Genomic DNA, 11,050 nt, shown 5'->3' on the forward strand with positions numbered 1-11,050 from the left:
GGGGCCGCGACCAGGCCATCCAGCGCAACCTCGTAGCCGGTCGGAGGTCGATGAGGGGGTTGACTCTCATAAACATACGATTTTCAGCACCCTGCTAGATCCCGATGTGGATCGCAATGGTCAGCGCGCCCAGCAGCAAGAGGATGCCGATGATGACGAGCGGATCCATCCAGCCTGACCTCCTTCAGCGGTGCCGGCGCGGCCAGTGATCCCGGCGCAGCGCGGGGCCCCCGGGCCTCCACACCGTCGCTGACCTAGAGCCGGCGCACCTTCCAGATGTTCTCCGCCGGCCAGCGCCGCGCCCACTCGAGCGGGACGAAGTCATCGTAGGTCGTGACGGCACCGGCGGGAGGCCGGAGCTCAATCAGGTCCTCCACCACCAGCCCGTGCCGGCGAAAGAGGCGGACCCACTCCCCGTAGGGGAGCTGGTACTCGACCGACTCCTCGGTCTCGAACCGGCCGAGCTCCCAGTAGGGCAGGTGCAGACGGTCGGTCACCTGATCCTCCGCGTCCAGGCACAGGTAGACGAGCGGGCTCGTGATGTTGAAGGCCAGCAGCCCGCCCGGACGGAGGACGCGGGCCACCTCCGGCACGGTGCGCCGCGGGTCGGCGAAGGACATCGCCCCGTGGTCGGAGAGGACGATGTCGAACGTCCCCGCCCCAAAGGGGATGGCTTCGGCGCTAGCCAGCACGAGCGGGACGCGCACGCCGGTCTCTGCCATCAGCCGACGGGCGTGCTGGAGCTGCCGGGGCGAGGCGTCCAGGCCCACCGGGCGGGCACCGCGCTGCGCCAGGAAGATAGACCACTGGGCGGCTCCGCACCCCAACTCCAGGACGTCACGCCCGTGCACACCGCCCAGCACCCGCACCGCGTCCTCGGGGATGGACCAGACCCCCCAGGCCAGGGGGCGCGTGTTCAGCTGCGGGGCGTGCTGCGCCTGGTAGCGGTCGCTGACGCGGTCCCAGTAGGCCCGGTTCTTGCGGACGTCACGCCGCCCCACGCCCGACCGACCCTGTGACTCTACCGTCCCGACCCCGCCGGCGCGTCCTCCGCCCGCCAGTCCCCACCGGCGGTGGCCGGCGGATCGCCCTGCACCAGCCCGGGCGCTACGGCGTGCGCGGCGCCGGGGCGGCCAGGGTGGCCTCCACGCTCAGCTCGACGTTGCCCTTGAGCGCCTGCGAGATGGGGCAGTTCTCCTTCGCCGCCTCGGCCGCCTCGCGGAACCGCGTCGCGTCACCCTTCGGCACCCATCCGGTGACGGCCAGGTGGCTACGCGTGACGCGCCAGGCTTCGCCCACCCGGTCGAAGGTGACCGTCGCCGAGACCTCCAGGCGCTCAGGAGGCATCTCCGCCCGGGCCAGCCGGCTGGCCAGGGCCATGGCGAAGCAGCTGGCGTGCGCGGCCGCGAGCAGCTCCTCGGGGCTGGTCCGCCCCGCCTCGGTGGCCTCCGCGCGGGCATGCCAGCTCAGGAGCAGGTCACGGAAGAGTCCACTGGTGCGCGCGCTGACAGCGCCTTTCCCGCTCATCAGGTCACCCTGCCACACCACCGACGCCTGACGGACCTGCGCCATGCACCTCACCTCCTGGACATCGTCCCTCCAACGTTGGGGGTGCCGGGGCGGCCGCACGCCGCCTGCACGCACGGCCGCCTCCATGGACGATGGTACCGCTCAGAGCTGCCGGACGACTACCGAGGCCGGAGGCGAGAGGATGCCGTTGAAGCGGGCCCGGACGGTGATGCGGTAAAGGGCGCCGGCTATCCGGACACTGGGGCGCACCGGGTAGGTGAAGAAACCGGATGCGTCGGCCACGACCTCGGCCGAGCTCATGGGGAACTGCAGGCCGAAAACTTCCAGCGTCACGTCGACCCGCACGACCGCTCCCGGCAGGGTCCGCCCGACGACGGTGAACTCCCCTGCGGCGATCTGCGTCCCGTCCGGCGGGAAGAGGATCTGCGGCGCTGCAGGGAACGGCCTGACCGGTGGTTGAACGCCCGGCGGGACCACGCCCGGCGGGGGCTGGATGCCCGGCGGGACAGTCACCGGCGGCTGCACGCCAGGCGGCACGATGATAATGGGGCCCCGACCCTTGCGGCGGCCGAAGCGGATCTCGCGGGCCAGGACCTGCCCGTTGCCGAGGAGCTGTCCCTCGACCTCCACCCACTGGCCGACCCGCAGCCAGCTCCCCAGATGGATGAAGATCACGGCGTCGTCATCGTCCTCATCGTCGTCGAAGTCGGCCCTGACCTCGACACGCGGGTGCAGCCGCACCGCCCAGAAGCGGTCCTGGCCCGGGCGGATCTCCTGGAGGAGGAAGGCCCGCTGGTGGTGGGCCACCGCCACGATGACGCCCTCGACCTCGAAGGACTTGCGGTCCTTGCCCTCGTGGTGAGCCCGGGCCGGGACCGCCAGCACCGCCAGGAGGACCGCACAGGTCAGGAGGATGACACTGAGGCGTCGGACATCCATGCGCGACCCCCCCCTTTCGGGGAATAGCCTGTTCACCTGCCGATACGTGAAAGTTCTGGCAGGGGTTCTCAGGGGGCCGGGCGGCACAGAGGGGCCCCGGGGGAGGAGCATGGCGGTGAGAGAGGAGCGGGACGTCGTCATCGTCGGCGGCGGCCACAACGGCCTGGTGGCGGCTGCCTACCTGGCGCGGGCCGGGCTGCGGGTGACGGTGTTGGAGCGCCGCCCCCTGGTAGGAGGGGCCTGTGTGACCGAGGAGGTCTGGCCGGGGTACCGGGTCTCCACCGCCGCCTACCTCTGCGGGCTGCTCCAGCCCCGCATCGTGCGGGACCTGCAGCTGGCCCGCCACGGCTATGTCATCCTGCCCAAGGATCCGGCCTTCTTCAGCCCCTTCCCCGACGGGCGCTGGCTCTTCATCTGGCGGGACGAGCACGCCACCGTGCAGGAGATCGCCCGCTTCTCCCGGCACGACGCGGAGCGCTACCCGGCCTACGAAGCCCTCATGGCGCGTCTCGGCGCCTTCGTCGAGCCGTGGCTGCTCCGGACGCCGCCCGACATCGTCCGGCGCCATCCCGCCGACGTCCTCGCGCTCGCCGCCCTGGGGCTCAGCGCCCTGCGCCTTCCCGCGGGGGACCTGCCCCACGCGCTGCGCCTGCTCACCCAGAGCGCCGCCGACTTCCTCGACGGCTGGTTCGAGTCCCCGGAGCTGAAGGCGGCACTGGCCACCGACGCCGTGATCGGCGCGCGCGGCGGTCCCTCCACGCCGGGGACGGGCTACGTCCTGCTGCACCACACCATGGGCGTGGCGGCGGGCAAGCGGGGGTTGTGGGGATTCGTCCGCGGCGGGATGGGGACGCTCAGCGAGGCCATCGCCTCGGCGGCGCGCGCGCAGGGGGCAGAGGTGCGGACCTCCGCGCCCGTGGCCGGAATCCTCGTGCGCGATGGGACGGCCGAGGGCGTCGTCCTCGCTTCCGGCGAGGAGGTGCGGGCCCGCGCCGTCGTCTCCAACGCCGACCCCAGGCGGACCTTCCTGCACCTGGTCCCGCCCGCCGCGCTGCCCCAGGCTTTCCGGCGGGAAGTCGAGGCCATCCCGATGGCAGGGGTGGCGATGAAGATCAACCTGGCGCTGCGGGGCCTGCCCACGTTCACTGCGGCGCCTTCAGCGAGCGCCGGGACGGGGCGCGGCACGCCGGGACCGCAGCACCGGGCCACCATCCACATTGGCCCTTCGATGGCCTACATCGACCGAGCCTGGGAGGACGCCCGCGCGGGGCGCCCCTCGGAGCACCCGTTCTGCGAGGTGACCATCCCCACGACCTACGACGAGACGCTGGCGCCGCCCGGCCGCCACGTCATGTCGGTCTTCGTCCAGTACACTCCCTACCGGCTGCGCGAAGGGACGTGGGACGCGCTGAAGGAGGCCTATGCCGACCGGGTGGTGGCCACCCTGGCGGAGTACGCTCCCGACCTCCCGGACCTGATCGAGCACCGGCAGGTGCTCTCGCCGCTCGACCTGGAGCGCACCTTCGGCCTGACGGGCGGGGACATCTTCCACGGGGAGATGACGCTCGACCGGCTCTTCTGCATGCGGCCGCTGCCAGGGTGGGCGCAGTACCGCACGCCGGTGCGAGGTCTGTACTTGTGCGGGGCGGGGACGCACCCGGGCGGGGGCGTCATGGGGGCGCCGGGCTACAACGCCGCCCGGGAGATCCTGCGGGACTTCCGCCGGGGCCGCCTGCCTGGGCGGGCGCGGTGAACGCCGGGGTTGTGCTAGAGTTATGTGATGCGGGCCCGTAGCTCAGTGGATAGAGCAGGGGACTCCTAAGCCTCTGGTCGGGGGTTCGATTCCCTCCGGGCCCGCCACCACACCCCGCGTCTATCAAGGCTTTGCGCACAGCCCCTCGGGCGGGCCTCGCCGACTTCCTCCGTACTGCCTGAGGACTGCCAATCTCGGAGAGAGGAGCAAGAGGAGGATCACCTCCTCGCGTGGTGACTGGTGTACTCCGCTCATCTCCTGGAGGCTCCGGCGCCCTGCCCGAAGGGTGGCAAACTGGACCGTGGATCCGGGCACCACGACCAGTTGGCGTCGTGATAGGGAAGTCCCCCTTCAAGGCAAGGTGAGGCGTGATAGGGCAGCCGCGGGATCCAGCCGAGCCGATGGCCGATGACCCCCCGACCTCAGGCGAGCCTCCGAGACGCTGGAGCGACGGCCAGCCAGCACTTCCGCCCCGGGCAGCCCATGTGGCGGGCCCTGGGGTGGGCGGACGCGGTGGTCGTCCTCACCATCGCCACGGTGCTGGCCGTGGGCGTACGCCTGGCCACGGGGGCGCCTGGCGTGGCGGCCGGGCCTGCGATCACCCTCGCCCCGGCGGCACTTCCATGGTACACGGGGCTCTCAGTGAGCCGGATGGCCGCGGCGTACGCGCTCTCCCTGGGATTCACCCTCGTCTACGGCTACGCCGCCGCGTACAACCGCCGCGCCGAGCGGATCCTCCTCCCCGTCCTCGATGTGCTCCAGAGCGTCCCCATCCTGTCCTTCCTCCCCGTGGTCCTCCTGGCGTTGAGCGCGGTGCTGCCGGTCCCCCTGGCGGCTGAGCTGGCGTCAGTCCTGCTGATCTTCACGAGCCAGGTGTGGAACCTGACATTCGCCTGGTACCAGGCCCTGACCACCGTCCCCACCGACCTCCGGGAAGCCAGCCGCATCTTCCGCCTCTCGCCCTGGTTGCGCCTGCGCGTGGTGGAGTTGCCGTTCGCCGCGCCCAGCCTGGTCTGGAACAGCATGATGAGCTGGGCGGGAGGATGGTTCTTCCTCATGGCGGCGGAGATGTTCACCGTCGGGCGGCGCGACTTCCGGCTGCCCGGCCTCGGCGCCTACCTCAAACAGGCGGCGGTCGAGGGCGACGTGCAGGCGCTGGTGCGCGGCCTGCTCGCGCTGGTGCTGGTCATCGTCCTGCTGGACCAGCTGGTGTGGCGGCCCCTCCTGGCCTGGGCCGACCGGTTCAAGCTGGAGCTGGTGGAGGCGTCTCCGCCTCCCCGGTCCTGGTTCTACGACGCGTGGTCGGCCTCCGCCCTGGCGGCGTGGCTGGGCCACCGGGTGCTGGCGCCAGCCGTCGAGTGGCTCGACACCCGGCTCGGCACCCGCTGGCGCGCCGAGGAGGCGTTGGGAGCGCACGGCCGCCCCTGGAGGTGGGCCGCCCGGGTGGTGCTGACGGCTGCAGCGGCATTGCTGGCGTGGCAGGGGGCGCGCGCCGTGGGCCTGCTGGTCAGGGTTCCCCCGGCGTCGTGGGCGGCCATCGTCCTCGGGCTCATGGCCACCTCCGCCAGGGTGGCGGCCGCACTGGTCGTCGCCCTGGCCTGGACGTTGCCGGTCGGGGTGGCCATCGGCATGCGGCCGCGGCTGGCGGCGTGGGTGCAGCCTCTGACCCAGATCGCCGCCTCGATCCCCGCCACCGCAGTGTTCCCCGCCCTCCTGGTGATCCTGACCGGAGTCCCGGGCGGGCTCACCGTGGCCGCTGTGGTCCTGATGCTCCTAGGGGCACAGTGGTACCTCCTCTTCAACATCATCGCCGGGGCTGCAGCCATCCCCGCGGAGCTGCGGCAGACCGTGACGCTGCTGCAGTTGGGCGCCGCCGACCGGTGGCGGGTGCTGCTGCTGCCCGCGCTCTTCCCCTTTCTCGTCACCGGGGTGATCACGGCCGCCGGCGGCGCCTGGAACGCCAGCATCGTGGCGGAGTATGTTGAGTTCGGCGGCCGCACGCTCACCACCACCGGGATTGGGGCGCTCATCGCCCGGGCCACCGCCGGAGGGGACTACTCGCTGCTGCTGGCCGCGACCCTGGCGATGATCCTCGCCGTCGTGGCCGTGAACCGGCTGGTCTGGCGGCGGCTGTACCGGCTGGCGGAGGAATCCTTCCGGATGGATTGAGCGATGACGACGCCCCTGCTCGAGCTGCGCCACGTCAGCCAGATCTACACGGCCGGCCCCCGGCGGTTCGCGGCCGTGGAGGACATCAACCTGACGGTGTTCGAGGGGGCGTTCGTGACGCTGGTAGGGCCGTCGGGGTGCGGGAAGAGCACGCTGTTGCGCATCGCGACGGGCCTGCAGCCGCCCACGCAGGGGAGCGTCCTCTACCGCGGCGCGCCGCTCCAGGGCGTCAACCCCGGGGCGACCATCGTCTTCCAGACGTTCGCCCTCTTCCCGTGGCTCACCGTCCAGCAGAACGTCGAGGTGGCGTTGAAGGCGCAGGGCGTACCGCCGGCGGAACGAGCCGCCCGGGCCATCGAGCTGCTGGACCGGGTGGGTCTCGACGGCTTCGAGCGCGCATACCCGCGGGAGCTCTCGGGCGGGATGCGACAGAAGGTGGGCTTCGCGCGGGCTCTGGCCGTCGAGCCGGAGCTCCTGTGCCTGGACGAGCCGTTCTCGTCCCTGGACGTCCTGAGCGCCGAGGCCCTGCGTGGCGAGCTCCTGGAACTGTGGCGGAGCGGGACGCTGCCCATCCGGGCCATCCTCATGGTCACCCACAACATCGAAGAGGCCGTGTTCATGTCCGACCGCATCGTCTGCATGGAGAAGGGACCGGGGCGCGTGGTGGCCGACCTGCCGGTGAGGTTGACGCACCCGCGCCGCCACCAGGCACCCGAGTTCCAGGCGCTGGTCGACGAGATCTATGCCATCCTGGCCGGCCAGACGCAGCCGGAGCACGTGGAGCTGGGCGTGGCCCCCGGCGAGCCGGGGCGGGTGCGCATCCTCCCGCACATCACCATCAACGACCTGGCCGGGCTGCTGGAACACCTGGCCCAGGCCCCCGGCGGTCGGGCCGACCTGTACCGGCTGGAGGACGGGCTTAGCGTGGGCCCGGACCACCTCCTGCGCCTGACCGAGGCGGCCGAGCTCCTGGGGTTCGCCACCGTGGCGCAGGGTGACATCTCGCTCACGCCGCTGGGCGAGACGTTCGCTGAGGCCAGCATCCCGGGGCGCAAGGAGATCTTCGCCGCCCGGCTGCGGCGGCTGCCGCTCGTCCAGTGGCTGCTCGGCCTCCTGCGAGCCGCCCCACGTCAGCAGCTGGCGTGGGAAGTGGTGCGGGCCGCCCTCGAGCTGGAGTTGCCAGCCGCCGAGGCGGAACGCCAGCTGGAGACGCTGGTCGACTGGGGCCGCTACGCCGAGCTCGTGGTCTACGACGACGCGACGGGCCTCCTCTACCTGGAGGCGCCGGCGCCCGCCCGCCCGTGACACCGACTCCTCCCGCCGGGTGGACAGAGGCGGACTGGCTCTGTTGCCCAACCGGTACCGGGATGGGGGCGGGAATGCAGGGTCATGAGGGCAAATCACTGGCTGCAGGGTCGGGAGCCAGCCGGTGGCCTGGCCCTGTGGCCAAACGTGAAAGGTGGAGGCGGTTGGGCACCCGATGAGCGCCAGCGGACAGTCAGGCCCACTCCCCAAGCCGCAACAGGGCAGGGGACGCGCGCGGGCCGCGGTGCGGGCTCGTCCTGCCTCGTCCCCACGGCGCTCGCGTGGGACGGCCGGGCCCGTCGTGCCCCCTCACCCGCTCCTCGCCGCCACGCCGCTGATCGGACGCGCCGCAGACGTCGAAACCCTCGTGGCGCTGCTGCGCCGTCCCGAGGTCCGTCTCGTCACCCTGACGGGCCCCCCGGCGTGGGCAAGACCCGCCTGGCCCTCGAGGTCGTCGCCAGGGTCGAGGGCGGCTTCGCCTCGGGCGCAGCCGTCCTCGATCTGGCCCCCCTCACCGACCCGGCGCTCGTCGCGGACCTCCTCGCCCAGCGCCTGGCCGGCCGCCGGTTCTTCGCGCTCCCGCCCCTCGAGCGCGTGGCGCGCCACGTGGCCGACCGGCCGCTCCTCCTCCTGCTGGACAACTTCGAGCAGGTCATCGCCGCCGCCACTGACGTCGGCCGCCTGCTGCACCGTTGCCCGCGCCTGACAGTGGTCGTGACCAGCCGAGAGGCGCTGCACCTCACCGGAGAGCACGAGTTCCCGGTGGCTCCGCTGGCGGTGCCCGATCCCGCCCAGGCCACCGACCCGGCGGCGCTGCAGGCCGTCCCGGCCGTGGCGCTCTTCGTGGCCCGGGCGCAGGCGGTCTGGCCCGAGTTCGTGCTGACGCGCGAGAACGGTGCGGCCGTCGCGGAGGTCTGCACGCGGCTGGACGGATTGCCGCTGACGATCGAGCTGGCGGCCGCCCGCGTCAAGGTCTTCTCGCCGGCAGCGCTGCGGGGGCAGCTCGCGCAACGCCTCCCCCTGCTGGTGGCCGGCCCGCGGGACGCCCCTGAGCGGCACCGGACGCTGCGCGCAGCGATCGCCTGGAGCGAGGAGCTGCTCGACCCGGCCGAGCGCAGGGTGTTCCGCCGGCTGGCCGTCTTCGTCGGCGGGTTCACGCTCCGGGCGGCCGAAGCGGTGGCGGACGACGACCCGGACGTCCCACTGGTCGACCGTCTGGCGGCCCTGGTCGACAGGAGCCTGCTCCGGCACATCCCGGACGGGGAGGAGCCGCGCTTCAGGATGCTGGAGACGATCCGCGAGTACGCCTGGGAGCGGCTCGTCCAGGCGGGCGAGGCCGACCGGCTGCGCGACCGCCACCTCGACTACTTCCTCCGCTGGGCGGAGCAGGGACGGGGGCGGCTCAATGCCGCCGAGGCGGTGGCGTGGAGCGACCTCCTCGCGCGCGACTACGACAACCTCCGCGCGGCACTGGCGTGGGCGGAGCAGCGCGAGAACGTGAACGGCCAGCTGCGCCTGGCCGGGGCGATCTGCCGCTTCTGGGCCCTGCGCGGACACGTCGGCGAGGGGTACCGGTGGGTGGACGCGGCGCTGGCGGCCAGTGCTGGCGCGCCGGTGGAGACGCGCGCCAAGTTCCTCCACGCTAAGGCGCCTTCACCCCCGAGCAGGAACGCATCCGGGCGCTGGAGGAGGAGAGCGTGCGCCTGGCCCGGCTGGCGGGCGACGCCGAGACGCTGGGCCGGTCGCTCCGCACCCTCGGCGTCCTGCTGCGGGCCCAGGACCCTGACCGCGCCCGCATCACCGAGAGCCTGCAGATGGCCGCACAGGCTAAGGATCACGTGGCCCTGTGTTACGCCCTCCAGGTGAGCGCGCTGTTGGCCGCCGACGGCGGCGACTACGTCCGCGCCGCGCGGGTGCTGGGGGCGGCGGAGGCGCACCTGGAGAGCCTGCGGCTGTCCACACCCGAATGGGTCGTGACAGATCAGACGGCCGTGGGGCGCGCCATCGTGACGATCCTGCGCGCACTGGGACGGGACGCCTTCGGTGCCGCGTGGGTGGAGGGACGGCGGATGCCCCTGCCCGTGGTGATCGACTATGCCACGGGACGCCTCACCCTGCCGGCCCCCACGCCCGTCCCTTCGGAGAGGAAGTCCGACCGCCCCCTGCTCAGCCCACGGGAGTGGGAGGTGGCCCGGCTGGTCACCCGGGGGCTCTCCAACCGCGAGATCGCCCGCACGCTGGTGATCAGCGAGCGCACGGTGGACGCCCACCTGCGCCACATCCTGGACAAGCTGGGTTTTACCTCCCGCACCCAGGTCGCTGCCTGGGTGGCCGTGGCCGACACCGCCCCGCCCCCCTCCCGAGGCGTCCCGCCCGAATAGGCACCCCAGTAGGTGAGTTCGCCGATGGCAGGGGCTTCAGCCGGGCCCTACAGTGCCTCCATCACGTCGAGGAGGTGAGCGATGAAGCGGCGAGTGTTGATCGCGGCGCCGGCGCTGGTGCTGGTCATCGCCGGCACGCTGTGGGCGCAGGGGGTCTCCGGGCCGGTGGGGCTCAAGGCGACCACGGTGCTCCAGACGACGACCACGGCGCACGGCCAGCCTCTGCAGTTCCCCCTGTTCCGGAACCAGTTCACCGGCGTGCTCTTCGAGCTCGCGCCGGGGGGGCGCGTCGGCCGTCACAGGCACCCGGTGCCCAACGTGGTGTACGTCATGGAGGGGGAGCTCACCGTCGAGGCCGACGGCCAGCCCCGGCGGGTCTACCGCGCCGGTCAGGCCTTCTCGGAAGGCGACCACTGGCACGACGGGATCAACAACGGGTCCGTGCCGATGCGGGCCTGGGTGGTCTTCGCCGGCGAGGAAGGCACACGGAGGCCGTACTGGAGAGCCTGCGACGCTGGAAAGAGCAGCCCGCGCAGGCGCAGGTCCAGCCGACCGTAACCGCGCGCGCGGACGGGACCCAGGCGGTCATCGAGGCGGGGCCGTTCTCGTGGCGAGCCGACCTCCCGTCCGGCCTGGGCGGGACCAATCAGGCGCCCAGCCCGACGGCGCTCCTGCTCGGGGCCCTGGCCGGGTGCGCCGTGGTCTTCCTCCGGGACACGCTGGCGCCGCTGCTCAACGTGCCGGTGACCGACGTCCGCGCCACCGTCCGGGGCCGGGCAGACTTCCGCGGTCTGCTCGGCCTGGACGGGGCGGCCCCGGACCTGACAGACCTGACGCTGACCATCGAGGTCACATCGCCCCGGGACGAGCGGGAGGTCCGCAGCCTCATCCAGGCGTGGCTGGAGCGCTGCCCGGTCTACCTGGCACTGCTCAAACCGATGGCGGTACAGACGCAGGTGGAGCTCCGGCGGGG

Annotated in this window: 10 protein-coding genes and 1 tRNA gene; 8 read left to right on the forward strand and 3 right to left on the reverse strand. The window is 72.5% G+C overall.

The genetic code is table 11. From position 1 onward, the window contains the following. Window positions 1-254: 254 nt before the first annotated feature. From RB146_13535 to RB146_13545, 3 genes are all read right to left on the reverse strand, one after another. Window positions 255-1,001, reverse strand: a complete 747-nt coding sequence (locus tag RB146_13535) for a methyltransferase domain-containing protein (protein MDQ7829989.1) — start codon at window positions 999-1,001, stop codon at window positions 255-257. A gap of 106 nt (window positions 1,002-1,107) precedes the next feature. Continuing rightward, window positions 1,108-1,572: an OsmC family peroxiredoxin gene (locus tag RB146_13540; GenBank protein MDQ7829990.1), complete on the reverse strand. Its 465-nt coding sequence runs from the start codon at window positions 1,570-1,572 to the stop codon at window positions 1,108-1,110. A gap of 99 nt (window positions 1,573-1,671) precedes the next feature. Then, on the reverse strand, window positions 1,672-2,469 hold the full coding sequence (locus RB146_13545; GenBank protein MDQ7829991.1) for a DUF5666 domain-containing protein: 798 nt from the start codon (window positions 2,467-2,469) through the stop codon (window positions 1,672-1,674). A 109-nt stretch (window positions 2,470-2,578) separates the two neighbouring features. Here RB146_13545 and RB146_13550 point away from each other — a divergent pair, with 109 nt between their 5' ends. The 8 genes from RB146_13550 to RB146_13585 all read left to right on the forward strand — a co-directional run. After that, window positions 2,579-4,222, forward strand: a complete 1,644-nt coding sequence (locus RB146_13550; GenBank protein MDQ7829992.1) for an NAD(P)/FAD-dependent oxidoreductase — start codon at window positions 2,579-2,581, stop codon at window positions 4,220-4,222. A gap of 31 nt (window positions 4,223-4,253) precedes the next feature. Next, window positions 4,254-4,329 (forward strand) — tRNA-Arg (locus RB146_13555). A 376-nt stretch (window positions 4,330-4,705) separates the two neighbouring features. Continuing rightward, window positions 4,706-6,391: an ABC transporter permease subunit gene (locus RB146_13560; protein MDQ7829993.1), complete on the forward strand. Its 1,686-nt coding sequence runs from the start codon at window positions 4,706-4,708 to the stop codon at window positions 6,389-6,391. 3 nt (window positions 6,392-6,394) lie between these two features. Next, the gene (locus RB146_13565) at window positions 6,395-7,696 is read left to right on the forward strand and encodes a nitrate/sulfonate/bicarbonate ABC transporter ATP-binding protein (protein MDQ7829994.1); all 1,302 of its coding nucleotides are present in this window, start codon (window positions 6,395-6,397) and stop codon (window positions 7,694-7,696) included. A 423-nt stretch (window positions 7,697-8,119) separates the two neighbouring features. Then, entirely contained in the window at window positions 8,120-9,562 is a 1,443-nt protein-coding gene (locus RB146_13570) for a hypothetical protein (GenBank protein ID MDQ7829995.1), read from the forward strand. Continuing rightward, window positions 9,535-10,077: a LuxR C-terminal-related transcriptional regulator gene (locus tag RB146_13575; GenBank protein MDQ7829996.1), complete on the forward strand. Its 543-nt coding sequence runs from the start codon at window positions 9,535-9,537 to the stop codon at window positions 10,075-10,077. The genes RB146_13570 and RB146_13575 overlap by 28 nt, the downstream gene beginning before the upstream one ends. A gap of 81 nt (window positions 10,078-10,158) precedes the next feature. Next, complete coding sequence (locus RB146_13580) at window positions 10,159-10,635, forward strand: cupin domain-containing protein (protein MDQ7829997.1); 477 nt, start codon at window positions 10,159-10,161, stop codon at window positions 10,633-10,635. Between the two features lie 140 nt (window positions 10,636-10,775). Beyond that, window positions 10,776-11,050, forward strand: a 275-nt coding sequence (locus tag RB146_13585) for an OsmC family protein (protein ID MDQ7829998.1), incomplete at its 3' end; no start/stop codon positions are given.

The sequence above is a fragment of the Armatimonadota bacterium genome (assembly GCA_031081585.1).
Lineage (GTDB): Bacteria > Sysuimicrobiota > Sysuimicrobiia > Sysuimicrobiales > Humicultoraceae > Geohabitans > Geohabitans tengchongensis.

Excerpts from the sequence above, each read along its gene's own strand:
- RB146_13540 (MDQ7829990.1), bottom strand. The coding sequence starts at position 1,572 with ATGGCGCAGGTCCGTCAGGCGTCGGTGGTGTGGCAGGGTGACCTGATG.
- RB146_13545 (MDQ7829991.1), bottom strand. The coding sequence starts at position 2,469 with ATGGATGTCCGACGCCTCAGTGTCATCCTCCTGACCTGTGCGGTCCTC.
- RB146_13550 (MDQ7829992.1), top strand. The coding sequence starts at position 2,579 with ATGGCGGTGAGAGAGGAGCGGGACGTCGTCATCGTCGGCGGCGGCCAC.
- RB146_13560 (MDQ7829993.1), top strand. The coding sequence starts at position 4,706 with ATGTGGCGGGCCCTGGGGTGGGCGGACGCGGTGGTCGTCCTCACCATC.
- RB146_13565 (MDQ7829994.1), top strand. The coding sequence starts at position 6,395 with ATGACGACGCCCCTGCTCGAGCTGCGCCACGTCAGCCAGATCTACACG.
- RB146_13580 (MDQ7829997.1), top strand. The coding sequence starts at position 10,159 with ATGAAGCGGCGAGTGTTGATCGCGGCGCCGGCGCTGGTGCTGGTCATC.